The organism is Enterobacter sp. K510 (genome assembly GCF_055804875.1).
Map to the genome: position 1 here is coordinate 362711 of NZ_JBNRLQ010000005.1, position 26211 is coordinate 388921.

Consider the following 26211-nt stretch of genomic DNA (forward strand, 5'->3'; position numbering starts at 1 on the left):
TGCACGGGCCTGCAAACTTAAGATTTACCCCGCAGGCGTCTGCTCAGCCAGATGCCGTGATGCGGGCGCTGACGCCATGCCACCGACGAAATGGTGTGCATGGTGTTCAGATGCCCGATAACACGTTGCAGATGCTGTTCCAGCGTGCTCATCGGGCCCTGGGTTAAGGTCTCCGGCGCTTCCAGAATATTGGCATCCCCCGAGCCTGCCGGCCCGTCATATTCCAGACGCTGCTGGCAACGCTGAAGCGCAATTTCACAGGATTCCAGATAACGTTGCGCCAGATCCGGCGTCAGCATGGTGTGCTCGCGCGCCAGGGTGGTCATCGCGTTAATGTGCTCGACGATAAACTGGCTGTGCGTCACCCAGAGTTTCATATCTTCCAGATAGTGAGTGTTAAAGCCCGGCTCCTGCATCGCCTGATTGAGCGAGTTAAACAGCGTATTGTGTGCCTGATTGACGCGCATGCGCTGGTACGCCAGCGGCGTGGGCTGCGGATCGTCGCTGAGGATCAGGCGGATGGCCTCCTGGTCCGCCTCCAGCGCGTCGTGGGCGTTCTGCCGCAACAGCCCGCTCTGCCACTGTGGCCACAGCCAGACCATGCCGCCAAAGGCGATCAGACAGCCAATCAGCGTATCGATAAGCCTGGCGACAATAAACTGGTCGCCGCTCAGCGTCAGCAGCTGTAACGAATACACCGCGGTGATGGTGAAGCCCACCGTCGCCCAGCCATAATTCTTGCGGATGATCAGATAGCTAACTAGCGTCACCACCAGCATACCGAGCAGCGTATAGCCCTCAGGTACGTGAAAATGCAGCGTGATACCGGCAATAATCAGCCCCGCCATGGTGCCCGCCGCCCGGTGCTGAATACGCACCCGCGTCGCGCCATAGCCGTTTTGCGTCACCAGCAGCACCGTCATGAGGATCCAGTACGGCTTGGGCAGATGCAGCGCGATCCCCATCAGGCTGGCGATGGCGAGCATCACGGCAATGCGCGCCGCATTGCGCAGTGCCGGAGATTTAAACGACAGATAGCTTTTGAGCGCCGGGATCAGCGGCTGGCGGCGCTGCTTATCCTCCATCAGATCGCGCACGTACAGCGGGCGTTGCGTGCGCAGTACCCGGGCGATACGGCTGAAGTGCCAGGCGCAGAACTGGCCGACCGGGTTATCCGGATGCTGGCGGGCGATTTTTTCCAGCGCGCCGACCTGCTTATCCATGTTAAAGCGTTCGGGAAAACGGTGATAAAGAATGTCGTCCGCCAGTACCCGCAACCGCGCGGCGACCACCTGCGCGCTCCAGCGGATCACCGCTTCAGCGTGACTCTGTTCCACCAGCTTCTGCACTTCCTGCGGCTGGTGCAGGCTGACGGAAATATGCTCCTGTAAATCCAGCGCCACCTGGAATGCCCGCAGCAGACGCTTGTAATCGTTATGCTGATTGGCGGCGAGCATGTGCATTTGCTGGTAACACTGGCTGATCAGATCCACGGCTTTCTGCTGACGCGCCAGCAACGGCGGCAGGGCTTTTTCCGGATCCGCATGCTGGGTCAGCAGACTGTATTTTGCTTCACAGTAATCCGCCAGCTGGCGATAGAGCAGGCTTAAGGATTCGCGCAGCGGCTGTTCACGCCACATCCAGAACCACAGCCAGTTAAACAGCCCGTACCACAGCGTGCCGGAGGCGTAAATCAGCAGCGGCTCCCATACCGGCATATTTCCGGCAAGGCTTAAGGTAAAGATGGCGGCGATCAAAGACGCCGGCAGCAGGCGCGCGTGCAGGGCGCTGATCTCCGCCGTGACGCCAAGCAGCAGCGCCAGCCCGCCGAGGATCAGCGGCAGGGCGATATTCTCCGCCAGCAGTAGCTGCACCGCCAGGCTACAGCCCGCAAACAGCGAGCCGCCCACGATCAGGCGTTTGAAAAAGCGTTTATGGGGGGTATCGAGCCCGGCAATGTTGCAGCAGGCAGGAACGAGTGAAAACAGCAGCCCCTGTTGCAGGTGCCCGAAGGCGAGGCCGATGGCCACAGGGAGACACAACACCAGCGTTTGTCGCAGGGCGTAGTTAATTTCCGGGTGATAGATCAGCCTGCGCCACATGAGAATGCAAACAAAAACGGCGTCTCGCAGATGCAATACGCCGTTTGAGGGGCTTAGCGGGTTCCGTAAACCACAATGGTTTTACCGTGCGCAGAGATCAGGTTTTGATCTTCCAGCATCTTCAGGATGCGGCCGACGGTTTCACGGGAGCAGCCAACGATCTGGCCGATTTCCTGACGGGTGATTTTAATCTGCATACCGTCCGGATGGGTCATGGCGTCCGGCTGTTTGGCCAGGTTCAGCAGCGTCTGCGCGATGCGGCCAGTCACGTCGAGGAAGGCGAGGTTACCCACTTTCTCGGACGTCACCTGCAGGCGGCGCGCCATCTGGGAAGACAGGCGCATCAGAATATCCGGGTTCACCTGGATAAGCTGACGGAATTTTTTATACGAGATTTCTGCCACTTCACAAGCGGTTTTAGCACGTACCCAGGCACTGCGCTCCTGACCTTCTTCAAACAGGCCCAGTTCACCGATAAAATCTCCCTGGTTGAGGTAAGAGAGGATCATCTCTTTACCTTCTTCATCCTTGATGAGCACTGCCACTGAGCCTTTAACGATGTAATACAACGTTTCCGCTTTTTCACCCTGGTGAATCAGCGTGCTCTTCGACGGGTACTTATGAATATGGCAATGAGACAAGAACCATTCGAGAGTCGGGTCTGTTTGCGGTTTGCCAAGCACCATGCGCGGTTATCCTCTGTTATAAGCTGGCTCCAGAGCCAGGATGAACACTCTGCCTCTGGGGTTGCAATCATATGCTTCCCTGTTCCCGGGAAGTGGCCGTTCGAAAATCCAGCCTTTAATGTTTGATGTCGTCTGCATACATGTGCAACGTCAATGTATCACTGTAGCAGCCAGAATGTTTTAGCATAGCTTTTGCTGTGTGTCTCCTGGTGTCTCGCTTCAGCATGATGCAGGTCGCCTTCCGTTGCGAGAATTGTTATGTGCGCGTAATCTGAAGGGAAATTTACCGCGCCGGAGCGAATAAAATGCAAGCAAGAGTCAAATGGGTAGAAGGTTTAACGTTCATGGGCGAGTCCGCTTCAGGCCACCAGATCCTGATGGACGGCAACTCAGGCGATAAAGCGCCAAGCCCGATGGAGATGGTGCTGATGGCCGCCGGGGGATGCAGCGCCATTGACGTGGTATCCATTCTGCAAAAAGGGCGTCACGATGTGACGGATTGCGAAGTCAAACTGACCTCCGAGCGCCGTGAAGAGGCGCCGCGCCTGTTCACGCACATCAATCTGCACTTTATCGTCACCGGCAAAGCGCTGAAAGAAGCGGCGGTCTCCCGCGCGGTGGATCTGTCGGCAGAGAAGTATTGCTCGGTGGCGCTGATGCTGGAAAAAGCCGCCAATATCACCCATTCGTTTGAGGTGATTGAGGGGTGATTTTTGGTGCGCGTCGGGTGGCGCTGCGCTAACCCTGCCGGATGGCGCTACGCTTATCCGACCTACAAAAGCTTAATCTGTAGGCCGGATAAGGCGTTCACGCCGCCATCCGGCACACAAAAATCACTCGATTTTCTTGCCTTCCATCAGCCGCTGCACCAGCGGCAGCATGATCAGCTCCATCGCCAGCCCCATTTTTCCGCCCGGCACCACTAATGTATTGATGTGGGAAATGAATGAGCCCTGCAACATCGCCAGCAGCCAGGGAAAATCGATGCCTTCCAGATTACGGAAATGGATCACCACAAAGCTTTCGTCCAGCGACGGGATCGCTTTCGCGGCGAAGGGGTTGGAAGTATCCACGGTCGGCACGCGCTGGAAGTTAATGTGCGTGCGGGAAAACTGCGGCGTAATAAAGTTGATGTAGTCTTCCATCGACCGCACCACCGAATCCATCACCGTTTCCCGTGAATGCCCGCGCTCGCTGGTATCGCGCACCAGCTTCTGGATCCACTCCAGGTTAATGATCGGCACCACGCCGACCAGCAGATCCACATGGCGCGACACGTCCTGCTGTGGCGTCACCACGCCGCCGTGCAGCCCTTCATAAAACAGCACGTCGGTAGGTTCAGGTAGTGGTTGCCACGGCGTGAAGGTGCCCGGCACCTGATTCCAGGGCACCGCTTCATCATAGGTATGGAGATATTTGCGCGACTGGCCGGTGCCGGTCAGCCCGTACTCGATAAAAGTCTGCTCCAGCAGCCCGAAGTCATTTGCTTCCGGGCCGAAATAGCTGATATGCCGTCCGGCATCGCGCGCTTTACGGATCGCCATGTCCATTTCCGGGCGCGTGTAACGGTGAAAGCTGTCGCCTTCCACTTCTGCGGCGCGCAGATCCAGTTGCGCGAAAATCTTACGAAACGCGAGGCTGGTGGTGGTGGTTCCGGCTCCGCTGGAACCCGTTACGGCAATCACCGGATGTTTGGCAGACATAGCAACGCTCCCTAAAACTGGTTTTATTCGCGAAACTGCTTCTTCGGCATGATGTTCACCGTTTCATGCAGTTCAGACCACACCAGCACCGCTTCTCCGGTTTGCAGCTGGCGCTTAACGTCGGCGACCTTTTGTTCAAGTGAACGCTCATGTTCACCATAATCGGTGCCTTCACGCAAGACAAAGCTCTCGATCAGGCTGTCGAGCGTCTCTGTTGCCAGATCCTGCCAGGGGATAATCATTTACGCCTCCAGATATGTTGTCAGCCAGTCGGGAATGCGCTTTTCCAGCCACATTTCCGGGCGGCGCAGCGTCCCGCCCACAAAGCCCACGTGCCCGCCATGTTCCGTCAACTGATACTCCACGTTGGGCGGTAAATAACCCGCTGCCGGAATAACATTATGATCCATAAATGGATCGTCTTTGGCGTGAATGATGAGCGTCGGCTTGCGAATGCTCGGCAACACCGGCATGGCGCTGCACTGACGATAATAGTCGATGGCGTCGGTAAAGCCGTGAATACGCGCGGTGATCAGATCGTCAAAATCCCGGATGCGGCGCATACGACGCAGGCGGGCAAGATCCACCGGCAGTGAATCCGGATACGCCTTCAGCTTACGCATCGCGTTGCCCTTTAACAGGTTCAGCAAATAGTGCTGATAAAAGCGCGAAAAGCCTTTATCCATATGATAGCTACAGGCTTCCAGCACCAGCGGAGCCGATACGATCACCGCAGCATTGAGCGGCAGATCGGGTTCATTTTGGCCCAGCAGACAGCCGAGCATATTACCGCCGAGGGAAAAACCCACCGCTGCCGTGGGCGCTGCGCCAAACTCTCGCTGTAACCAGTGTAAAAACCAGGTGCCGTCTTCCGTTTCCCCGGAGTGGTAAATGCGCTTCAGGCGATTGGGTTCGCCGCTACAGCCGCGAAAGTGCATCACCACGCCGAGCCAGCCGCGCGCGCGGGCGGCGTTGATCAGGCCGTGAGCGTACGGGCTGTGCAGGCTGCCTTCCAGACCGTGAAACACCACCAGCCTGGGCTTATGTTTGGCCGCATGCGGATCTTCGCTCCAGGCGAGATCGACAAAATCGCCATCCGGCAGCTCAAGGCGCTGCCACTGGGGCGTGAACTGGAGCCGACGGCGAATCAGGCGCGGCAGCATGGTTTGCAGGTGGGGATTGGCTGCGCCGGCCAGTGGGCGAAATGCAAGGCTGTCAGCGGCAGTATCCGGGATCTCTAAGGGCGTTATTTGAGCCATAATCGTGCGATGTGTTCTTAAAAGTCTGCCGACTACTATACCTGTTAAACCCCGCTGCTGCGGATGAAATTGCGTTTCCGGCCCTGATGCGTTGCCTGCCATAGATACTTTTTGCGTTGCTTTTCCTGATCTCCATCACAGATTGTCACTTTGATTATTACTCTCAGGCTAATGATTAAGCACAGGGCTTAATTGATGACTTTCTCACCAGAGCGCACACTTAGTGCAGTGTTAAGCAAATCAAAATGATGTGCTGAATCAGGAGGTTAATAATGTTATCTGGGCAAACGCCTGCACGGGTATGGAACACACGACGTACCGAGAAACAGCGTCGTCTGGCTTCTGTCCCGGTAGAAGGCAAAGTGCTGCCGACCGACGACCTGGTCGCCATGCTGGAAAAACTTATCGCACCCGGCGACAAAGTGGTGCTGGAAGGCAATAACCAAAAACAGGCGGATTTTCTTTCCCGCTCCCTTGCGCAAGTCAGCCCGCAAAAAGTGCACGATCTGCACATGATCATGCCAAGCGTTGGCCGCAGCGAACACCTCGATATTTTTGAAAAGGGCATCGCCCGTAAGCTCGACTTCTCGTTCTCCGGTACGCAAAGCCTGCGCATTTCGCAGCTGCTGGAAGACGGTCAGCTGGAAATCGGCGCGATCCACACTTACATCGAACTCTATTCCCGTCTGTATGTTGACCTGTCGCCGAACGTGGCGCTGATCGCCGGTTTCAAAGCTGACCGCAAAGGTAACCTGTACACCGGGCCGAGCACCGAGGATACCCCGGCGCTGGTGGAAGCCGCGGCGTTCCGCGACGGTATCGTCATCGCGCAGGTTAACGAACTGGTGGATGACGAATGCGATTTACCGCGTGTCGACATCCCCGGTTCATGGATCGACTACGTGGTGGTGGCGGACAAACCTTTCTTTATTGAACCGCTGTTTACCCGCGATCCGCGCCTCATCAAACAGGAACACATCCTGATGGCGATGATGGCGATCAAAGGCATTTACGCCGAGCATCAGGTGCAGTCGCTGAACCACGGTATCGGCTTTAATACCGCCGCCATCGAACTGCTGCTGCCCACCTACGGCGAACAGCTGGGGCTGAAAGGCAAAATCTGTAAACACTGGACGCTGAACCCGCACCCGACGCTGATCCCGGCGATCGAAAGCGGTTGGGTGGAGAGTGTGCACTGCTTCGGTGGTGAACTGGGGATGGAAGAGTATATCCGCGCCCGTCCGGACATTTTCTTTACCGGCGCCGACGGCTCCATGCGCTCCAACCGCGCGTTCTGCCAGCTGGCAGGGCAGTACGCGGTGGATATGTTTATCGGTTCGACCTTACAGGTTGATGGTTTCGCCAACTCCTCGACCGTAACCCGCGGTCGTCTGTCCGGCTTCGGCGGCGCGCCAAACATGGGGCACGATCCGCACGGTCGGCGTCATGCCACCCCGGCGTGGCTCAACATGATCACTGAACCCGACCCAATGCAGCGCGGTAAAAAACTGGTGGTGCAGATGGTGGAAACCTTCCAGGCAGGGTCAAAACCGACCTTCGTGGAAAAACTCGATGCCATCGACGTGGCGAAGGCCTCCGGCATGCCACTCGCCCCGGTCATGATTTATGGCGATGACGTGACGCACGTACTGACGGAAGAAGGTATCGCTTACCTCTACCGTGCCGAAAGCATGGAAGAGCGTCGCGCGATGGTCGCCGCCGTCGCCGGGATCACCGATATCGGTCTTGGCGTGGACGCGAAACGCGTCGCCGACCTGCGCCGCAGCGGCAAAGTGGTTTATCCGGAAGATATTGGCATTCGCCGCACCGACGCCACCCGTTCGTTGCTGGCCGCCGGTAGTGTGGCGGATCTGGTGGAATGGTCTGACGGTCTCTATAACCCGCCTGCAAAATTCCGGAGCTGGTAATGAAACATCTGCCACAGATTGAAGCTTGCGGAGGTGCCGAATGGCTGGCGCGAACCGCCACCCAGTGTCTGATTGACGAAGCACGGTTAAGCCCGAAGCCCGGTCTGGTGGACAGTCGGGGGAATGGGGCGCATCACGACCTGACGCTGGCGCTGATGGAGTGTTCCGCGCGCAGCCTGACCCCTACGTTTCATGCCCTGGCGCAACAAAGCTGGCAACGTCCGGCAGACATTGCGCTACGACAAACTATCGGGCGACTGGGTCGCGAAGGCGAACAGCAGATGATGGCTGCCACCGGCGGCGTGAATACGCACCGTGGCGCGATCTGGGCGCTGGGCCTGCTGGTCAGCGCGGCAGCGATGCTGGGCGGCGCGGGCACTGCGGAGGACATTGCAAATGTCGCCGCACAGCTGGCGCAACTGCCGGACGCCGCCGCCCCGAAAGTCTTCAGCAAGGGCCTGCGCGCCACCCATCGTTATCGGGTACCCGGCGCACGTGAAGAAGCGCAGCAGGGTTTTCCGCACATCGTCCAACTGGCATTGCCGCAGTTGCAAGCCAGCCGTAAACGCGGCGGCACTGAAACCCAGGCGCGGCTTGATGCGCTGATGGCGATCATGACCTCGCTCAGCGATACCTGCGTGCTGAACCGCGCCGGGATGACCGGGCTGGAAACCATGCGTGACGGCGCAAAAGCCGTGCTGTCAGCCGGCGGAACGGCGCAGCCTGCGGGCCAGCGCGCGCTGGCGCGACTTGACGCGCAGATGCTGGCGCTTAACGCCTCGCCGGGCGGTGCGGCTGATTTACTCGCCGCCACGCTGCTGCTCGACCGTATCGCGACCTTGCCTTATTTATCTGATTAAGAGGATGTTATGGAACACATTACGATCTCTTTGCCTGCCAGCCGCACCCTGAGCGGTAAAGCGCTGGCAGGCGTCGTTGGCTCCGGGGATATGGAGGTGCTTTTCACCGCCGACCAGGAGCAGACGCTCACCGTTGATATCACCACTTCCGTGGACAACAGCCGCGGACGCTGGGAAGCGCTGTTTAACCGTCTCACCCTGGCGGGCAGCCTGCCGTCCGGCAAGCTGGTGATCCACGATTTTGGTGCGACGCCTGGCGTGGCGCGCATTCGTATCGAACAGGTTTTTGAGGGGGTGAGCCATGCGTGATGACCGCAGTTTTATCGAATTAAAAGCGCGTGAACGCGCCCGCACGCTGCTGGACGACGGCAGCTACCGTGAATTGCTGGATCCCTTTGAAGGCATTATTTCCCCGTGGCTTGGGCCGCAGGGCATCGTGCCGCAGGCCGATGACGGCATGGTGGTGGCGAAAGGCACCATTAATGGCCAGCCTGCGGTGGTGATCGCCATCGAAGGCACCTTCCAGGGCGGCAGCATGGGCGAAGTGTCCGGCGCGAAAATGGCAGCGGCGCTGGAGCTGGCGGCGGAAGATAACCGCAACGGCATCCCGACCCAGGCGGTACTGTGCCTCGAAACCGGCGGCGTGCGTTTACAGGAAGCCAATCTGGGGCTGGCGGCGATTGCCGATATTCATGCCGCCATTGTCGATCTGCGCCGTTATACGCCGGTTATCGGCATTGTGGCCGGTACCGTGGGCTGCTTTGGCGGGATGTCCATTGCTGCCGCGCTGTGCAGCTACCTGATCGTCACCCGCGAGGCGCGCCTCGGTCTGAACGGTCCACAGGTCATTGAGCAGGAAGCCGGGATTGAAGAGTACGACTCCCGCGACCGTCCATTTATCTGGAGCATGACCGGCGGTGAAGTCCGTTATCAAAGCGGGCTGGTGGATGCGCTGGTTGGCGACGGGGTGAATGCCGTGAAAGGCGCGATGAACGACTTTATCGCCAAAGGCGTACCGGAAAAACATCGCACCGATAACTACCAGTGGTATCTGGATCGTCTGAGCCAGTTCGACACCCGCAAACAGGCGGATGCCGAACAGATCAAAGCGCTCTTTGCCGGGGAGGAAAAAGCATGAATACGACAGTAAGCCGTGGCGCATTATGGCTTGAAAAACTGGCGCCCAACGCACCACGTTTGAGCGGGTTATGCCCGTCGGTCCAGGTGGCTGACGGTGAAATTAACGGTGAAGCGGCACGCTTTATCGCCGTGGTCCCGGATGCGCATAACCACTATCCCCGCGCGGCAAACGGCGAGGTCGGTCTGCTGGAAGGCTGGACGCTGGCGAAAGTGGTTAGCGAAACCATCGCCGCCGACGCCGGTAAAAGCGTCAAACGCCCAATTGTGGCGGTGATTGACGTACCGAGTCAGGCCTATGGCCGCCGGGAAGAAGGTTTTGGCATTCATCAGGCGCTGGCCGGTGCTGCGGGGGCTTATGCCAATGCCCGCCTGGCGGGGCACCCGGTGATTGGTCTTATCGTCGGTAAAGCCATGTCCGGTGCCTTTCTGGCGCACGGCTACCAGGCCAACCGTCTGATTGCCTTCAATGATAAGGGCGTGCTGATCCACGCGATGGGTAAAGACTCTGCCGCGCGTATCACGCTGCGTACCGTTGACGCGCTGGAAAAACTGGCGGCGACCATTCCGCCAATGGCGTATGACATCAGTAATTACGCCACGCTGGGGCTGCTGGATCATCTGCTGAACATCAGCAATCCGGAAGCGCCTTCCGATGCCGATCTGGCGGAGGTGAATACCACCCTGCAACAGGCCATTCACGACGCACGTCAGGACACCACGCTTAAAAACCGTCTTGGTGCCGACAACCGTCGCAGCTCGTCACTCGTGCGGGAGCGCATGCGCGCAAGCTGGTAAGAAGTAAAAAAGACCTGCCGGAATGACCGCCCCGTGGGCACATACGCTGTGCCCATGAGGAAGCGTGCATCTGAAAAATAACAAACATCGCGTCAGTGCTATTTCCTTGTTTATCTATAGGTGATTTATGACTTACGTAATTGTTCATGCTCTCGCACCGATTTTTGTGATTATGCTACTGGGATTCTGGGCCGGTAAGGCCGGAATGGTGGATAACAAAAATGTTTCCCTGCTTAATATTTTCGTGATGGATTTTGCCCTGCCCGCCGCGCTGTTCAGCGCCACGGTGCAGACGCCGTGGGACGGCATCGTCGCCCAGTCGCCGCTGATCGTGGTGCTGACGCTGGCGATGTGGATCACCTACGCCATCATCTATTTCCTCGCCACCAGCGTCTTTAAAAAATCGCCGCAGGATGCCGCTGTGCTGACCCTGACCGTTGCCCTGCCGAACTATGCGGCGCTGGGCCTGCCGATCCTCGGCAGCGTGCTGGGTGAAACCTCGTCCACCTCGCTTTCTGTGGCGGTATCCATTGCCTGCGGTTCTGTGCTGATGACGCCGTTCTGCCTGCTGATCCTTGAACGTGAAAAAGCGCGTGCGGAAGGCGGTAACAGCGGTTCAACCCTGGCGATGCTGCCGGTGCTGATGTGGCGGTCGATTAAAAAACCTATCGTCATGGGCCCGCTGTTAGGGGTGATTTTATCCGCCATCGGTATTCATATGCCGGATCTGGTGCTGGCGGCCATTAAACCGCTGGGCCTGTCCGCCACTGCGGCGGCGCTGTTCCTGACCGGCGTGATCCTCTCGGCGCGTAAACTGCAAATCAACACCATGGTTATTACTTCGACCATCGCTAAACTGCTGATCCAGCCAGCCATTGCCTGGGGTATCGTGCTGGCGTTCGGCCTGTCCGGCCCGGTTGCCATCACCGCTATCCTGATGATTGCGCTGTCGGCTGGCTTCTTCGGCGTGGTCTTCGGCAACCGCTTTGGCGTACAGTCGCCGGATGCCGAAGCTGTGCTGCTGTTAAGCTCGGTGCTGTGTATTCTGTCCCTGCCGCTGTTTATCTCGCTGACTTCAGGAATGTAAAACATGACTTCATCATCATTGCGACCGCACGATCTTCTCTGGCTGACTGACCGCAGCGCCCTGCAGGGGGTGACGGAATCCTGGGTGGATACGGTCTGGCATGCGGGGTTGCCGGTAGTGGTGCGGCGTGATGTTGATGAGCAGGGGCGCATTCCGGTGGGGGTGCGCGGTCTGCGCCGCGACCAGCGTGCGCCAGGCTGGGTGGATGCGCAGCAGGTTGTGCGCGTTGTCACCCCCGAACAGCTGACCGACGCCCGGGCGTTGGTCAGCTCGCCCTTTATCTCCGCGCCACCCGTTCAGGTGGCGTTTCAGCTGGCGCAGCATGGGTGGCCGTGGGTCTGGGGGATCACCGGCAGCGTCGGCTATGCGCTGGCGACCGGCATCCCGGTGATCCACGCCGCAAGCGATCTGGATCTGCTGATCCGCGCCCCGCAGCCGCTGTCGCGCGATGCGCTGATGCAGTGGCAGCAGCGGCTGGATACCGCCCTGTGCCGCGCCGATACGCAGGTGGAAACGCCGTCAGGCGGATTCGCGCTCAACGAGTGGCTGCGCGACGGTCAGGCACTGCTCAAAACCCGTCAGGGGCCGCGTCTGGTTAGCGATCCCTGGCGCAGGGAGGACTAATGAAAATTCTGTTTACCTTTCCCGGCCAGGGAACGCAGCATCCTGGCATGTTGCAACAGCTGCCCGGTACGGCGCTTGCAGAAGCGCGTGAAGTGCTGGGCGCGGAAGTCGATACCCTGGATACGCCTGAAGCGCTGGAGCATACCCGCGCGGTGCAGCTGTCGCTGTTGATCGCCGGTGTCGCCTGGGCGCGGGAACTGCAACGGCAGGGCGTGGAGCCGGATATCGTCAGCGGCCTGTCGATCGGCGCGTACCCGGCGGCGGTGGTGGCCGGTGCGCTGGCTTTTGACGATGCGTTGCGGCTGGTGGCCCTGCGCGGCGATTTAATGGAGCAGGCGTACCCGCACGGTTACGGATTGACAGCCATCATGGGCCTGACGCTGCCGCAGGTCGAAGCAATAAGCGAAGGCAGCCAGACCTGGATCGCCAACCTGAATGCGGAAACGCAGATTGTTATTGCCGGTCGCGATGAAGATATGGCGAAGGTGGCGGAAAAAGCGCTGGCGAAAGGGGCCAGCAAAGCGAAGCGTCTGGCAGTCAGCGTGCCGTCGCACTGTGAACTGCTGGCCCGTCCGGCAGAAAAACTGGTGCAGGCCTTTGCCGGGGTGAGCTTATCCCGCCCGGCGTGCGCTTATCTGAGTGGCAGCACCGGACGCGTGCTGTGGCAGCCGGAGAGAATCGCCGACGATCTGGCGATGAACATGGCGCGTACCGTACGCTGGCAGGAGGCGGTGATTTCCGCCAATGAGCGTGAAGCGCGGCTGGCCATCGAGATGCCGCCAGGTGGCGTCCTGACCTGTTTAACACGGCAGGCGGCCTGGGACGGAGAGACGATTTCACTGGAGCGCAGCGGCATTGACGTGGCGCGGCATCTGGCGAAACGTCTGCGGGAGCAGGGGTAACGCATTGCCCGGCGGCGCAGGCTTGCCGGGCCTACAACGACATAGCATGTCGCTCGTGTAGGCCGGGTCAGGCGCAGCCGCCACCCGGCAAAAGGATCCGTCATATAGTCATGTAGGTCGGGTAAGCGAAGCGCCACCCGACAGGTTCAACTCAGCCACCCGCTTCCTGCAAACTGCGGGCGTACATGCGACCTTCGGCGGCGAGCGCCAGCAGGTTCGGATCGTGCTCGCGGTTGCGGGGAAAGACGATAGCGATTAACTGCTGCATCTGGTACGGCTCGGCGAGTTTTAACAGCTGCACCGAGTTTTCATACACTTTCTTCATGCGGCCCGGCATCAGGGTAAAACCTACGCCTGCCTGCACCAGACTCAGCATCGAGAAAATGTCGTTCACGCGGGTGACGATCTCCGGCTCAAAACCGGCAATATGGAAGGCTTCCTGAAAGCCTGCATAGGTGGCAAAACCTTCCGCCAGCGAGACAAATTTTTGCTGGCGGTAATCGCGTAAATCGGCAGGTGCCGACATGTTGAGCGTGACCGACGCGGGCGCGGCGAGGAAAATATCATCGTGAAACAGCGGCAGCACTTCGAGGCTGTTGCGATCGATTTGCGCCTCTGACAGCGAAATGATAATCGCGTCCAGCTCCCCGGCGTCCAGCATGTGCAGCAGGGTTTCGTTAGAACCCATGGTCAGCGCCATCTCCAGCTCCGGCCGGCGCAGCTTCATGCCCATGATCAGACGCGGCACGGTTTCCAGCGTCAGCGAGTAGAGCGTGCCGACACGCAGCCGCCCCTGGCCGACGCCTGCTTCTTTGCGCGCCTCTTCCAGACCACGCGTCATCAGTTGCGTGACTTCCTGACAATACTCCAGCAGCGTCCAGGCCGCGGGCAGCGGCATCAGGGTGCGGCCTTTATGCACGAACAGCGGACAGCGCACGTTTTCTTCCAGCGTATGCAGCGCGCGATGTACGCTCACGCCGCTTAACGCCAGCGCTTCTGCGGTGCGGGCAATGTTCCCCTTTTCCATAAAGGTCATGAAAATGGCGAGCTTGCGAAACGTGATCTCACTGAGGATGTCGTGGCTCATGGTCAGTCGCTTTGCAGCATAGCCTCCAGCTTTTCCTGGGCGTCCAGCCATGCCATTTCACACTCTTCAAGCCCGGCTTTCGCGCTGGCCTGCGCCTGTAAACAGGCGGTGAGTTCGGCTTTGCGGCTCTGGTCGTACAGCCCGCTGTCGCTCAGTTTTTCTTCCGCCGCGGCCTGCTGTGCCTGGAACTTCTCCATCTCTTTTTCCAGACGGGCAATCTCTTTGCGCAGCGGCTGCGTCTGGGTGCGCAGTTCCGCTTCGCGGCGCTTCTGATCTTTACGCGACTGGGCGCTGTTGGCGTTCTCTTTCGCGCCTTCGGCAGGCTGGTTTTCCAGTTTCTGGATGTCGCTCAGCCACTGCTGATAGTCTTCCAGATCGCCGTCGAAGGCCTCGACTTTACCGCCGTGCACCAGATAAAACTCATCGGTGGTGGAGCGTAACAGGTGACGGTCGTGCGACACCACCACCAGCGCGCCTTCGAATTCGATCAGCGCTTCGGTGAGCGCCTGGCGCATATCCAGATCCAGGTGGTTGGTCGGTTCATCGAGCAGCAGCAGGTTAGGGCGCTGCCAGACGATGAGCGCCAGCACCAGACGGGCTTTTTCACCGCCGGAGAAGCGACCGGTGACTTCGCTGACTTTATCGCCCTGGAAACCGAAGCCGCCGAGGTAATCGCGCAGCTTCTGCTCCAGCTCCTGCGGCGCAATGCGCGCCAGGTGCTGGATTGGGGATTCATCCGCGCGTAAAAATTCCAGCTGATGCTGGGCGAAGTAACCCAGCTTGATACCTTTCGCCAGACCAATCTCACCGCTTATCGGGTTTAGCTCGCCCGCCAGTAATTTGATCAGCGTCGATTTACCCGCGCCGTTACGCCCCAGCAGACCGATGCGCGAGCCGGGAACCAGGTTGAGCTTGATGGAATCAAGAATGGTGCGATCGCCATAACCGGCGCTGACCTTTTCCATTTTCAGCAACGGATTCGGCAGGCTTTCCGGCGCGCGGAAGCTGAAGTGGAACGGGTTATCCACGTGCGCCGGGGCGATAAGCTCCATGCGCTCCAGCATTTTCACGCGGCTCTGCGCCTGTTTGGCTTTGCTGGCTTTAGCTTTGAAACGATCGATAAAGCTTTGCAGATGCGCCACCCGCGCCTGCTGGCTTTCGTAGGTGGCCTGTTGCTGGGCAAGGCGCGTTGCGCGCTGGCGCTCGAAAGCGCTGTAGTTGCCGGTGTACTCGAACATATTTTGCTGTTCGATATGGATAATTTTGTCCACCACCGGGTCGAGGAAGTCACGGTCATGGGAAATCAAAATCAGCGTGCCCTGATAGCTTTTCAGCCATTTTTCCAGCCAGATCACCGCATCAAGATCGAGGTGGTTGGTGGGTTCATCGAGCAGCAGTAAATCGGAACGGCAAATCAGCGCCTGCGCCAGGTTAAGACGCATACGCCAGCCGCCGGAGAAGTCGCTGACCGGGCGCTCAAGCTGTTCATTCGAAAAACCGAGGCCGTGCAGTAGGCTTGAGGCGCGGGAGCGGATGGTCCAGGCGTCGATGGCGTCGAGCTTGCCGTGCACCGTGGCAATGGCATGACCGTCGTTACGTTCGTTGGCAGCGTTAAGCTCGGCTTCAAACTGCCGGTACTGGCGGTCGCCGTCAATCACGTAATCCAGCGCGGGTTCGCTGAGCGCCGGAGTCTCCTGATTAACCCACGCCAGCTGCCAGTTTGCCGGATAGGTGAAGCTGCCGCCGTCGGCGCTGAGTTCGTTTTTTAACAGCGCCAGCAGCGTGGATTTCCCGCAGCCGTTTTTACCCACCAGACCGACTTTCTGACCGGGGTTGATGGTGGCAGTGGCATTGTCCAGCAGGACGCGTACGCCGCGACGAATTTGTAACGAGGAGAAAACAATCATAGAGCGCCGTTATGTTCCGACTATATTAATTTGTCATTATGATATTTTAGGGTAGTGGGCAATGTGCCGCACCGGGGCGCCATGGTAGCCCAAAACGAAGCCTGGACACAAAATCATTAGAATGACGTGCACGACGCCCGGGAGGGGAATGATGCCACCAACAGCGAAAGTATTGCTGTTATATGCCCATCCGGAATCCGGAGAGTCGGTCGCCAACCGGGTCTTACTTAAACCGGCAACGCAGCTTAATAATGTCACCGTGCATGATCTCTATGCACATTATCCTGATTTCTTTATCGATATTCCCCATGAGCAGGCGTTGCTGCGCGAGCATGATGTGATCGTGTTCCAGCATCCCCTCTATACCTACAGCTGTCCGGCGCTACTGAAAGAGTGGCTGGATCGCGTACTGAGCCGCGGCTTTGCCAGCGGGCCGGGGGGAAATCAACTGGCGGGAAAGTACTGGCGTAGCGTCATTACGACCGGTGAGCCGGAGAGCGCCTATCGTTATGACGCCCTGAACCGCTATCCGATGAGCGATATTCTGCGCCCCTTCGAACTGACGGCGGCGATGTGCAAAATGCACTGGCTTACGCCGATGATTATCTATCATGCGCGTCGGCAACCGCCGGAGGAGCTGGCGAGCCATGCCAGAGCTTACGGTGACTGGCTGGCGGCGCCTGTCGCCACAGGAGGCCTGTGATGGAAGGTTCCGATCTGTTACTGGCAGGCGTGCTGTTCCTGTTTGCCGCCGTGGCGGCGGTACCGCTGGCGGCGAGACTGGGCATCGGCGCGGTGCTGGGTTATCTGCTGGCGGGGATTGCCATCGGGCCGTGGGGCCTCGGGTTTATCAGCGATGTGGATGAAATTCTGCATTTCTCCGAGCTTGGCGTGGTGTTCCTGATGTTTATCATCGGCCTGGAGCTGAACCCGTCCAAACTGTGGCAACTGCGGCAATCGATTTTCGGTATCGGGGCGGCGCAGGTGTTGCTGAGCGCGGCGATCCTCGCCGGGCTGCTGATGTTGACGGAGTTTTCGTGGCAGGCGGCGGTGATCGGCGGCCTGGGGCTGGCGATGTCCTCAACGGCCATGGCGTTGCAGTTGATGCGCGATAAAGGCATGAACCGCAACGAAGGCGGCCAGCTCGGCTTCTCGGTGCTGCTGTTCCAGGATCTGGCGGTGATCCCGGCGCTGGCGCTGGTGCCGCTGCTGGCGGGCAACGGCGACGAGCATCTGGACTGGATGAAGATCGGCATGAAAGTGCTGGCCTTCGCCGGGATGCTGGTGGGCGGTCGCTATCTGCTGCGCCCGGTATTTCGCTACATTGCCGGATCCGGCGTGCGGGAGGTGTTTACCGCCGCCACGCTGTTGTTGGTGCTGGGGTCGGCGCTGTTTATGGACGCACTCGGGCTGTCGATGGCGCTGGGCACCTTTATCGCCGGGGTGCTGCTGGCGGAAAGCGAGTACCGTCATGAGCTGGAAATGGCTATCGATCCCTTTAAGGGACTGCTGCTGGGGCTGTTTTTTATCTCCGTCGGCATGTCGCTCAATTTAGGCATTCTTTATACCCATCTGCTGTGGGTGCTGGTCAGCGTCATTGTGCTGGTGGTGGTGAAAGGGCTGGTGCTGTACGGCCTGGCGCGCCTGTACGGACTGCGGCGTTCCGAGCGGATGCAGTTTGCCGGGGTGCTCAGCCAGGGCGGGGAGTTTGCTTTTGTGCTCTTTTCGGCAGCGTCATCCCAAAGATTGTTCCACAATGATCAGATGGCCTTGTTGCTGGTAACGGTGACGCTGTCGATGATGACCACGCCGCTGGTGATGAAAATCGTTGATAAACAGCTGTCACGGCACTTTAACGGCCCGGAAGATGAGGACGAAGCGCCGTGGGTAGAGGATGATAAGCCGCAGGTGATTGTTGTCGGCTTTGGGCGTTTCGGTCAGGTGATCGGGCGTCTGCTGATGGCGAACAAAATGCGCATCACGGTGCTGGAGCGGGATATCAGCGCAGTCAACCTGATGCGAAAATACGGCTACAAAGTCTATTACGGCGATGCCACTCAGGTGGAGCTGCTGCGCTCGGCGGGCGCGGAGGCGGCGAAGTCTATCGTCATCACCTGTAATGAGCCGGAAGACACCATGAAGCTGGTGGAAATCTGCCAGCAGCACTTCCCGCATCTGGCGATCCTCGCCCGTGCGCGTGGCCGTGTGGAAGCGCATGAACTGTTACAGGCGGGCGTGACGCAGTTCTCCCGCGAAACCTTCTCCAGTGCGCTGGAGCTGGGACGCAAGGCGCTGATTACGCTGGGCGTGCATCCCCATCAGGCCCAGCGCGCGCAGCTGCACTTCCGCCGTCTGGATATGCGCATGTTGCGCGAACTGATGCCGGTGCATACTGATACGGCCCAAATCTCCCGCGTCCGGGAAGCGCGCCGCGAGCTGGAAGAGATTTTCCAGCGCGAGATGCAGCAGGAGCGGCGGCAGTTTGACGGCTGGGATGAATTCGAGTGAGGCAAAATTATGACAATACGTAAACGCTTTATCGCCGGTGCGAAATGCCCGGCCTGCCAGGCGCAGGATACGCTGGCCATGTGGCGGGAAAATAATGTTGATGTCGTTGAGTGTGTTAAGTGCGGTCATCAGATGCGCGAAGCGGATAAAGAAGCCCGCGAGCATGTTCGCAAAGAAGAGCAAGTGATCGGCATTTTTCATCCGGACTAGCGATATACCCCAGCTTTTTTTATGCTTAAGGGTACACAGGGGCAGAATTCCGTTACAATCTGCGCCAGCAATTTTCCCACGCTCAGGAGATATCATGAAAGTAGCAAAAGACCTGGTGGTCAGCCTGGCCTATCAGGTACGTACAGAAGACGGTGTATTGGTTGATGAGTCTCCGGTGAGTGCGCCGCTGGACTACCTGCACGGTCACGGTTCCCTGATCTCTGGTCTGGAAACCGCGCTGGAAGGTCACGAACCTGGCGACAAATTTGATGTAGCTGTTACCGCAAACGAAGCTTACGGTCAGTACGACGACAACCTGGTACAGCGCGTACCGAAAGACGTCTTCATGGGCGTTGACGAACTGCAGGTTGGCATGCGTTTCCTGGCTGAAACTGACCAGGGTCCGGTACCGGTTGAAATCACTGAAGTGGAAGACGATCACGTTGTGGTTGACGGTAACCACATGCTGGCCGGTCAGAACCTGAAGTTCAACGTTGAAGTGGTTGCCATTCGTGAAGCAACGGCAGAAGAACTGGCTCACGGCCACGTTCACGGCGCCCACGATCATCATCACGACCATGAACACGGTGACGGTTGCTGCGGCGGCCATGGCCACGATCACGGTCATGATCACGACCACGGTAAAGGTGGTTGCGGCGGTCACGGCGGCTGCGGTTGCCATTAATGCGTTAGCGCTCCGGCGCTGTACGATCAAAAAAGCGGGATCCTCCCGCTTTTTTTACGCCTTAATAATGGGGCGGCGGCGTCTCTTCTGACTGGGACGCGATGTGCGATGGCTGGCTGGCTTTGAGTTTGTCTGCCATCAAACGCAGATGCTCGCGCATTTTCGCCATCTCCAGTTCATGGGCGGTGACCGTGAGGTTGAGTTCTTCGATGGTTATTTCCTGAAAAGCCAGACGACTTTCCAGTTCTGCCAGTCGCGCTTCCAGCGTCATTTCCTGCATCATTCACCTCTTTTGTCGTCGTTGTTATCGGGCCAGGCGGCGGGCGGATTCTACTGAAGTTTACGCCCTCGCGCAGCAACCGGACGTCCTGAAGAAACTAATTTAAACAAAAATAGTCTCAAAAGAAGCGATTATCGGGGAAGTCCATATGTTGATTTTCTCCGCAACGTTTTATAGTACGCTTCTTAATAAGTTAACAAGGGGGATCCCCCCGGCCCTGGAGAAATGGATGAAATCACTGTTAAAAGTAACGCTGCTGGCAACGACGATGGCTGTCGCATTGAATGCTCCGCTGACCTTCGCTGCGGATACCGCTGCGAAAGCCGCACCTGCGGCAGACAGCAAGTCTGCATTCAAAAATGATGACCAGAAATCGGCTTATGCGCTTGGCGCATCGCTGGGTCGTTACATGGAAAACTCCCTGAAAGAACAGGAAAAACTGGGTATCAAGCTGGATAAAGATCAGCTGATCGCGGGTGTTCAGGACGCCTTTGCTGATAAGAGCAAATTGTCCGATCAGGAAATTGAACAGACCTTACAGGCTTTCGAAACGCGTGTGAAATCTTCTGCTCAGGCGAAGATGGACAAAGACGCAGCAGATAACGAAAACAAAGGTAAAGCTTACCGCGACACCTTTGCTAAAGAGAAAGGCGTGAAAACCTCCTCTACCGGCCTGCTTTACAAAGTAGAGAAAGAAGGCACCGGCGATGCGCCGAAAGACAGCGACACCGTAGTCGTGAACTACAAAGGTACGCTGATCGACGGTAAAGAGTTCGACAACTCCTACACCCGTGGCGAGCCGCTGTCATTCCGTCTGGACGGCGTGATCCCAGGCTGGACTGAAGGCCTGAAAAACATCAAGAAAGGCGGCAAAATCAAGCTGGTTATCCCACCGGCGCTGGCTTACGGTAAAAACGGCGTTCCGGGTATCCCGGCTAACTCCACCCTGGTCTTTGATGTTGAGCTGTTAGACATCAAACCAGCACCGAAAGCGGAAGCGCAGGCGGAAGCCGCACCAGCTGAAAAAGCAGCTGACGCGGATAAGAAGTAAGCACGCTGAAAGCCGCCGCCTGAATGGGCGGCGGTTTTTTATTGCAGGGCCGATATATACTCTACCTGACGCGTCTGTGTCCTACAGCGCCGCGGAGTTAATTAACGCTGGCAAGCATTGCCCGCGCTGTATTAACTTAGTTGTCCGTGTAAATGATGAGCCTGCCCTGAAAAGTTAACGACAGGCTCCTGAAAAGGAGTGTTTTTTTTCATGTCCAGGTCGCTATTAACCAACGAAACCAGTGAGCTTGATTTGCTGGATCAACGTCCCTTCGATCAGACTGACTTCGATATCCTCAAATCCTACGAAGCGGTAGTGGACGGGTTAGCGATGCTCATTGGCTCCCACTGTGAAATTGTATTGCACTCGTTGCAGGATCTTAAATGCTCCGCCATTCGCATTGCTAACGGTGAACACACCGGCCGCAAAATCGGATCGCCGATCACCGATCTTGCCCTGCGTATGCTGCATGACATGACCGGTGCGGATAGCAGCGTCTCCAAATGCTATTTTACGCGCGCCAAAAGCGGCGTACTGATGAAGTCTGAAACTATCGCCATCCGCAACCGTAACCAGCGGGTTATCGGTTTGCTGTGTATCAACATGAATCTCGATGTGCCGTTCTCACAGATTATGAGCACCTTTGTGCCGCCGGAAACGCCGGACGTCAGTTCGTCCGTTAACTTCGCCTCCTCGGTGGAAGATCTGGTCACGCAAACGCTGGAGTTCACCATCGAAGAAGTTAACGCCGATCGCAACGTCTCTAATAACGCAAAAAATCGTCAGATCGTTTTGAATCTTTACGAAAAAGGCATTTTCGATATCAAGGACGCCATTAATCAGGTGGCAGACCGTCTGAACATCTCCAAGCACACGGTTTATCTCTATATTCGCCAGTTCAAAAGCGGCGATTTCCTGGGGCAAGAGAAGTAATGCGTTTCGCCATTCTCGTCACAGGCCCTGCCTATGGCACGCAGCAGGCCAGCAGCGCGTGGCAGTTTGCCCGGGCGGTGCTGGCTGCCGGTCATGAACTGGTCAGCGTGTTTTTCTATCGTGAAGGCGTTTATAACGCCAATCAGCTTACTGCCCCGGCCAGCGATGAATTCGATCTGGTGCGTGCCTGGCAACAGTTGCAGACGGAGCATCAGGTGGCGCTGCATATCTGCGTGGCGGCCGCGCTACGTCGTGGCGTGACGGACGAAACCGAAGCCCGCCGTCTGGGACTGTCCCGCGCGAATTTACAGCCGGGCTTTGTGCTGAGCGGCCTGGGCTCGCTGGCAGAAGCCGCGCTGACCTGCGATCGAATGGTGCAATTCTGATGAAATCTGTCGCTTTTGTGTTTAAGACTGCGCCGCACGGCTCAGCGGCGGGACGGGAAGGGCTGGATGCGCTGCTGGCGATGTCGGCGCTGACTGAAGAGATCGGCGTCTTTTTTATCGGCGACGGCGTATTCCAGTTGCTGAAAGAGCAGCAGCCCGCTGCGATCCTGGCGCGTGACTACATCACCACCTTCAAAGTGCTGCCATTATATGACATCGAACAGTGCTGGCTGTGCGCGGCCTCGCTACGGGAGCGGGGCTTATCCGCCTCCACGCCGCTAATCCTGGACGCGCAGGCGCTTGAACCGGATGCGCTGCGTGCCCGGCTCAATGATTTTGATGTGGTTATGACGTTCTGAGGCCCTTATGCTGCATACCTTGCACCACTCTCCCTGGCAGTGCGATATGACCACGCTGTTGCGTACCATGCAGGCCGGGGACGATCTCTTACTTTTGTCCGACGGGGTGATTGCTGGCATTGAAGGCGGGCATTACCTTGATTTACTGCTGGCCGCCCCCATATCGGTTCATGCGCTCAACGAAGACGTCGTCGCGCGCGGCCTTTCTGGTCAAATTTCGAACAATATTGCCAGGGTTAGCTATACTGAATTCGTCAGCCTGACGGTAAAACATGCCGTTCAGATGTCCTGGTAGTGTGGATCGCTGTATATTTCTTGACACCTTTTCAGCACAGCTCTAAAATTCTGCGTCCTCATATTGTATGAGGTCGATTTATTACGTGTTTACGAAGCAAAAGCTAAAACCAGGAGCTATTTAATGGCAACAGTTAACCAGCTGGTACGCAAACCACGCGCTCGCAAAGTTGCAAAAAGCAACGTGCCTGCGCTGGAAGCATGCCCGCAAAAACGTGGTGTATGTACTCGTGTGTACACTACTACCCCGAAAAAACCGAACTCCGCACTGCGTAAAGTTTGCCGTGTTCGTCTGACAAACGGTTTTGAAGTGACTTCCTACATCGGTGGTGAAGGTCACAACCTGCAGGAGCACTCCGTGATCCTGATCCGTGGCGGTCGTGTAAAAGACCTCCCGGGTGTTCGTTACCACACCGTTCGTGGTGCGCTCGACTGCTCCGGCGTTAAAGACCGTAAGCAATCACGCTCCAAGTATGGCGTGAAACGTCCTAAGGCTTAATGGTTCTCCGTTAAGTAAGGCCAAACGTTTTATATTAATGTCAAACTAAACTCTTTGAGTTTTGGACAATCCTGAATTAACAACGGAGTATTTCCATGCCACGTCGTCGCGTCATTGGTCAGCGTAAAATTCTGCCGGATCCTAAGTTCGGATCAGAACTGCTGGCTAAATTTGTAAATATCCTGATGGTAGATGGTAAAAAATCTACTGCAGAATCCATCGTCTACACTGCTCTTGAGACCCTGGCTCAACGTAGCGGTAAAGGCCACCTGGAAGCGTTCGAAGTTGCTCTCGAAAACGTGCGTCCGACTGTAGAAGTTAAGTCCCGTCGCGTTGGTGGTTCAACTTATCAGGTTCCAGTTGAAGTACGTCCGGTTCGTCGTAATGCTCTGGCAATGCGTTGGATCGTTGAAGCTGCTCGTAAACGCGGTGATAAATCCATGGCTCTCCGCCTGGCGAACGAACTTTCTGATGCTGCAGAGAACAAAGGTACTGCAGTTAAGAAACGTGAAGACGTTCACCGTATGGCAGAAGCCAACAAGGCGTTCGCACACTACCGTTGGTAATCCCTTCGGAGTATTAGTCACCAGGCGGGCGCTTCATAAAAGCTGCCCGCTTTGGGCTACTTAAATTGAACGCCAAAGGCAATAGAGGAATCAAATGGCTCGTACAACACCCATTGCACGCTACCGTAACATCGGTATCAGTGCGCACATCGACGCCGGTAAAACCACTACTACCGAACGTATTCTGTTCTACACCGGTGTAAACCATAAAATCGGTGAAGTTCATGACGGCGCAGCAACTATGGACTGGATGGAACAGGAGCAGGAGCGTGGTATCACCATTACCTCCGCTGCGACTACCGCATTCTGGTCTGGTATGGCGAAGCAGTATGAACCGCATCGCGTAAACATCATCGACACCCCGGGCCACGTTGACTTCACCATCGAAGTAGAACGTTCCATGCGTGTTCTTGACGGTGCTGTAATGGTTTACTGCGCAGTTGGTGGTGTTCAGCCGCAGTCTGAAACCGTATGGCGTCAGGCAAACAAATACAAAGTTCCGCGTATTGCGTTCGTTAACAAAATGGACCGCATGGGCGCTAACTTCCTGAAAGTTGTTGGTCAGATCAAATCCCGTCTGGGCGCGAACCCGGTTCCGCTGCAGCTGGCGATTGGTGCTGAAGAAGGCTTCACCGGCGTTATCGACCTGGTGAAAATGAAAGCCATCAACTGGAACGATGCCGACCAGGGCGTGACCTTCGAATACGAAGACATCCCTGCGGACATGGCTGACCTGGCTGAAGAATGGCACCAGAATCTGATCGAATCTGCTGCTGAAGCTTCTGAAGAGCTGATGGAAAAATACCTGGGCGGCGAAGAGCTGACCGAGGAAGAAATCAAATCTGCTCTGCGTCAGCGCGTTCTGAACAACGAAATCATCCTGGTAACCTGTGGTTCTGCATTTAAGAACAAAGGTGTTCAGGCGATGCTGGATGCGGTAATTGATTACCTGCCAGCACCGACAGACGTACCGGCAATTAACGGTATGCTGGACGACGGTAAAGACACGCCGGCTGAGCGTCACGCAAGTGATGACGAGCCGTTCGCTGCTCTGGCGTTCAAAATTGCTACCGACCCGTTCGTGGGTAACCTGACCTTCTTCCGCGTGTACTCTGGCGTGGTTAACTCCGGTGATACCGTAGTGAACTCCGTTAAAGCTGCTCGTGAGCGTTTTGGCCGTATCGTTCAGATGCACGCTAACAAACGTGAAGAGATCAAAGAAGTTCGCGCGGGCGACATTGCTGCGGCAATCGGTCTGAAAGACGTGACTACTGGTGATACCCTGTGTGATCCGGAGCATCCGATCATTCTGGAACGTATGGAATTCCCGGAGCCGGTAATCTCCATCGCCGTAGAACCGAAAACCAAAGCTGACCAGGAAAAAATGGGTCTGGCTCTGGGCCGTCTGGCTAAAGAAGACCCGTCTTTCCGCGTATGGACTGACGAAGAATCTAACCAGACTATCATCGCTGGTATGGGTGAACTTCACCTGGACATCATCGTTGACCGTATGAAGCGTGAGTTCAACGTTGAAGCTAACGTGGGTAAACCTCAGGTTGCTTACCGCGAAGCGATTCGCGCGAAAGTTACCGACATTGAAGGTAAACACGCTAAGCAGTCTGGTGGTCGTGGTCAGTACGGTCACGTTGTGATCGACATGTACCCGCTGGAGCCGGGCTCAAATCCGAAAGGTTATGAGTTCATCAACGACATTAAAGGTGGTGTGATTCCTGGCGAATACATCCCGGCCGTTGATAAAGGTATCCAGGAGCAGCTGAAGTCTGGTCCGCTGGCTGGTTATCCGGTAGTAGATCTGGGCGTGCGTCTGCACTTCGGTTCTTACCATGACGTTGACTCCTCTGAACTGGCGTTTAAACTGGCTGCGTCTATCGCCTTTAAAGATGGCTTTAAGAAAGCAAAACCTGTTCTGCTTGAGCCAATCATGAAGGTTGAAGTAGAAACGCCGGAAGAGAACACTGGTGACGTCATCGGTGACTTGAGCCGTCGTCGTGGTATGCTGCGCGGTCAGGAATCTGACGTGACTGGCGTTAAGATCCACGCTGAAGTTCCGCTGTCTGAAATGTTCGGATATGCGACTCAGCTGCGTTCTCTGACCAAAGGTCGTGCATCATACACGATGGAATTCCTGAAGTATGATGATGCCCCGAACAACGTTGCTCAGGCCGTAATTGAAGCCCGCGGCAAATAAGCCCAGGTTTTAAAACATTGATCCCGTGCTCCCTCCTTGAGGGGGGAGCACTATAGTAAGGAATATAGCCGTGTCTAAAGAAAAATTTGAACGTACAAAACCGCACGTTAACGTGGGCACCATCGGCCACGTTGACCACGGTAAAACTACT

30 protein-coding genes are annotated in these 26211 nt (G+C 57.0%); 22 read left to right on the forward strand and 8 right to left on the reverse strand.

Features of this window, described 5'->3' with window-relative positions:
• Positions 1 to 17: 17 nt before the first annotated feature.
• Together ACQUTD_RS11420 and crp are read right to left on the reverse strand one after the other, a co-directional pair.
• Positions 18 to 2102, reverse strand: a complete 2085-nt coding sequence (locus ACQUTD_RS11420; RefSeq protein WP_473275046.1) for a YccS/YhfK family putative transporter — start codon at positions 2100 to 2102, stop codon at positions 18 to 20.
• A 53-nt stretch (positions 2103 to 2155) separates the two neighbouring features.
• Positions 2156 to 2788, reverse strand: a complete 633-nt coding sequence (gene crp / locus ACQUTD_RS11425; protein ID WP_000242758.1) for a cAMP-activated global transcriptional regulator CRP — start codon at positions 2786 to 2788, stop codon at positions 2156 to 2158.
• A 305-nt stretch (positions 2789 to 3093) separates the two neighbouring features.
• Between crp and ACQUTD_RS11430 the strand changes: the two genes are divergently transcribed.
• Positions 3094 to 3498 carry an OsmC family protein gene (locus ACQUTD_RS11430; protein ID WP_473275034.1) on the forward strand — a complete coding sequence of 135 codons (405 nt, stop codon included), beginning with the start codon at positions 3094 to 3096 and terminating at the stop codon, positions 3496 to 3498.
• 123 nt (positions 3499 to 3621) lie between these two features.
• On the opposite strand, the gene ACQUTD_RS11435 is transcribed toward ACQUTD_RS11430, so the two are convergent.
• From ACQUTD_RS11435 to ACQUTD_RS11445, 3 genes are read right to left on the reverse strand one after another with little or no spacing between them, the layout of a single operon-like run.
• Positions 3622 to 4491, reverse strand: a complete 870-nt coding sequence (locus ACQUTD_RS11435) for a phosphoribulokinase (RefSeq protein ID WP_072571264.1) — start codon at positions 4489 to 4491, stop codon at positions 3622 to 3624.
• Positions 4492 to 4514: 23 nt separating this feature from the next.
• The gene (locus tag ACQUTD_RS11440) at positions 4515 to 4733 is read right to left on the reverse strand and encodes a YheU family protein (RefSeq protein ID WP_072571265.1); all 219 of its coding nucleotides are present in this window, start codon (positions 4731 to 4733) and stop codon (positions 4515 to 4517) included.
• On the reverse strand, positions 4734 to 5750 hold the full coding sequence (locus ACQUTD_RS11445) for a hydrolase (protein WP_473275030.1): 1017 nt from the start codon (positions 5748 to 5750) through the stop codon (positions 4734 to 4736). It lies immediately after the preceding gene.
• Between the two features lie 272 nt (positions 5751 to 6022).
• On the opposite strand from ACQUTD_RS11445, the gene mdcA reads away from it, so the two are divergent.
• From mdcA to mdcH, 8 genes are all read left to right on the forward strand, one after another.
• On the forward strand, positions 6023 to 7678 hold the full coding sequence (gene mdcA / locus ACQUTD_RS11450; RefSeq protein WP_473275028.1) for a malonate decarboxylase subunit alpha: 1656 nt from the start codon (positions 6023 to 6025) through the stop codon (positions 7676 to 7678).
• Positions 7678 to 8538, forward strand: a complete 861-nt coding sequence (locus ACQUTD_RS11455; RefSeq protein WP_473275026.1) for a triphosphoribosyl-dephospho-CoA synthase — start codon at positions 7678 to 7680, stop codon at positions 8536 to 8538. Before mdcA ends, ACQUTD_RS11455 begins: the two co-directional genes overlap by 1 nt.
• Positions 8539 to 8547: 9 nt before the next feature.
• Positions 8548 to 8847, forward strand: a complete 300-nt coding sequence (gene mdcC, locus ACQUTD_RS11460) for a malonate decarboxylase acyl carrier protein (protein WP_072571269.1) — start codon at positions 8548 to 8550, stop codon at positions 8845 to 8847.
• A complete protein-coding gene (locus ACQUTD_RS11465; protein ID WP_473275024.1) occupies positions 8840 to 9676 on the forward strand; it encodes a biotin-independent malonate decarboxylase subunit beta in 837 nt (278 codons plus the stop codon). The genes mdcC and ACQUTD_RS11465 overlap by 8 nt, the downstream gene beginning before the upstream one ends.
• Complete coding sequence (gene mdcE / locus ACQUTD_RS11470) at positions 9673 to 10473, forward strand: biotin-independent malonate decarboxylase subunit gamma (protein WP_473275021.1); 801 nt, start codon at positions 9673 to 9675, stop codon at positions 10471 to 10473. The genes ACQUTD_RS11465 and mdcE overlap by 4 nt, the downstream gene beginning before the upstream one ends.
• Positions 10474 to 10600: 127 nt before the next feature.
• Entirely contained in the window at positions 10601 to 11560 is a 960-nt protein-coding gene (locus ACQUTD_RS11475; protein ID WP_318377101.1) for an AEC family transporter, read from the forward strand.
• A 3-nt stretch (positions 11561 to 11563) separates the two neighbouring features.
• Positions 11564 to 12184, forward strand: coding sequence for a malonate decarboxylase holo-ACP synthase (locus ACQUTD_RS11480; RefSeq protein ID WP_473275019.1), 621 nt, complete (start codon positions 11564 to 11566; stop codon positions 12182 to 12184).
• Positions 12184 to 13086, forward strand: a complete 903-nt coding sequence (mdcH, locus tag ACQUTD_RS11485; protein ID WP_473275017.1) for a malonate decarboxylase subunit epsilon — start codon at positions 12184 to 12186, stop codon at positions 13084 to 13086. Before ACQUTD_RS11480 ends, mdcH begins: the two co-directional genes overlap by 1 nt.
• 151 nt (positions 13087 to 13237) lie before the next feature.
• Here the strand turns inward: mdcH and ACQUTD_RS11490 are convergent, their stop codons facing one another.
• Both ACQUTD_RS11490 and ACQUTD_RS11495 read right to left on the reverse strand, forming a co-directional pair.
• Positions 13238 to 14173 carry a LysR substrate-binding domain-containing protein gene (locus ACQUTD_RS11490; protein ID WP_473275015.1) on the reverse strand — a complete coding sequence of 312 codons (936 nt, stop codon included), beginning with the start codon at positions 14171 to 14173 and terminating at the stop codon, positions 13238 to 13240.
• Positions 14174 to 14175: 2 nt separating this feature from the next.
• Positions 14176 to 16080 (reverse strand): ABC transporter ATP-binding protein, encoded by a 1905-nt coding sequence (locus ACQUTD_RS11495; RefSeq protein ID WP_473275013.1) that lies wholly within the window; start codon positions 16078 to 16080, stop codon positions 14176 to 14178.
• A 151-nt stretch (positions 16081 to 16231) separates the two neighbouring features.
• Here ACQUTD_RS11495 and kefG point away from each other — a divergent pair, with 151 nt between their 5' ends.
• The 4 genes from kefG to slyD all read left to right on the forward strand — a co-directional run bounded on the left by kefG (position 16232) and on the right by slyD (position 19483).
• Entirely contained in the window at positions 16232 to 16783 is a 552-nt protein-coding gene (gene kefG, locus ACQUTD_RS11500) for a glutathione-regulated potassium-efflux system ancillary protein KefG (RefSeq protein WP_473275537.1), read from the forward strand.
• Positions 16783 to 18588, forward strand: a complete 1806-nt coding sequence (gene kefB, locus ACQUTD_RS11505; protein ID WP_473275010.1) for a glutathione-regulated potassium-efflux system protein KefB — start codon at positions 16783 to 16785, stop codon at positions 18586 to 18588. The genes kefG and kefB overlap by 1 nt, the downstream gene beginning before the upstream one ends.
• A gap of 9 nt (positions 18589 to 18597) precedes the next feature.
• On the forward strand, positions 18598 to 18798 hold the full coding sequence (locus ACQUTD_RS11510; protein ID WP_072571278.1) for a YheV family putative zinc ribbon protein: 201 nt from the start codon (positions 18598 to 18600) through the stop codon (positions 18796 to 18798).
• A 94-nt stretch (positions 18799 to 18892) separates the two neighbouring features.
• Positions 18893 to 19483 (forward strand): peptidylprolyl isomerase, encoded by a 591-nt coding sequence (slyD, locus tag ACQUTD_RS11515; protein WP_072571279.1) that lies wholly within the window; start codon positions 18893 to 18895, stop codon positions 19481 to 19483.
• A 61-nt stretch (positions 19484 to 19544) separates the two neighbouring features.
• Here slyD and ACQUTD_RS11520 read toward each other — a convergent pair whose 3' ends face one another.
• Positions 19545 to 19763 carry a protein SlyX gene (locus ACQUTD_RS11520; protein WP_072571280.1) on the reverse strand — a complete coding sequence of 73 codons (219 nt, stop codon included), beginning with the start codon at positions 19761 to 19763 and terminating at the stop codon, positions 19545 to 19547.
• Between the two features lie 229 nt (positions 19764 to 19992).
• Here ACQUTD_RS11520 and fkpA point away from each other — a divergent pair, with 229 nt between their 5' ends.
• The 9 genes from fkpA to ACQUTD_RS11565 all read left to right on the forward strand — a co-directional run.
• Positions 19993 to 20814 carry an FKBP-type peptidyl-prolyl cis-trans isomerase gene (fkpA, locus tag ACQUTD_RS11525; protein ID WP_072571281.1) on the forward strand — a complete coding sequence of 274 codons (822 nt, stop codon included), beginning with the start codon at positions 19993 to 19995 and terminating at the stop codon, positions 20812 to 20814.
• A 210-nt stretch (positions 20815 to 21024) separates the two neighbouring features.
• The gene (locus ACQUTD_RS11530; protein ID WP_072571282.1) at positions 21025 to 21747 is read left to right on the forward strand and encodes a helix-turn-helix transcriptional regulator; all 723 of its coding nucleotides are present in this window, start codon (positions 21025 to 21027) and stop codon (positions 21745 to 21747) included.
• Complete coding sequence (gene tusD / locus ACQUTD_RS11535) at positions 21747 to 22133, forward strand: sulfurtransferase complex subunit TusD (protein WP_318364851.1); 387 nt, start codon at positions 21747 to 21749, stop codon at positions 22131 to 22133. Before ACQUTD_RS11530 ends, tusD begins: the two co-directional genes overlap by 1 nt.
• Positions 22133 to 22492, forward strand: coding sequence for a sulfurtransferase complex subunit TusC (tusC, locus tag ACQUTD_RS11540; protein WP_473275005.1), 360 nt, complete (start codon positions 22133 to 22135; stop codon positions 22490 to 22492). Before tusD ends, tusC begins: the two co-directional genes overlap by 1 nt.
• A gap of 7 nt (positions 22493 to 22499) precedes the next feature.
• A complete protein-coding gene (tusB, locus tag ACQUTD_RS11545) occupies positions 22500 to 22787 on the forward strand; it encodes a sulfurtransferase complex subunit TusB (protein ID WP_318374435.1) in 288 nt (95 codons plus the stop codon).
• Positions 22788 to 22910: 123 nt separating this feature from the next.
• Positions 22911 to 23285 carry a 30S ribosomal protein S12 gene (rpsL, locus tag ACQUTD_RS11550; RefSeq protein WP_003023654.1) on the forward strand — a complete coding sequence of 125 codons (375 nt, stop codon included), beginning with the start codon at positions 22911 to 22913 and terminating at the stop codon, positions 23283 to 23285.
• 95 nt (positions 23286 to 23380) lie between these two features.
• The gene (gene rpsG, locus ACQUTD_RS11555; RefSeq protein WP_072571286.1) at positions 23381 to 23851 is read left to right on the forward strand and encodes a 30S ribosomal protein S7; all 471 of its coding nucleotides are present in this window, start codon (positions 23381 to 23383) and stop codon (positions 23849 to 23851) included.
• Positions 23852 to 23945: 94 nt separating this feature from the next.
• Entirely contained in the window at positions 23946 to 26060 is a 2115-nt protein-coding gene (gene fusA / locus ACQUTD_RS11560; protein WP_072571287.1) for an elongation factor G, read from the forward strand.
• A 70-nt stretch (positions 26061 to 26130) separates the two neighbouring features.
• Positions 26131 to 26211: elongation factor Tu (locus ACQUTD_RS11565; protein WP_003842260.1), on the forward strand; the 81-nt coding region annotated here is incomplete at its 3' end.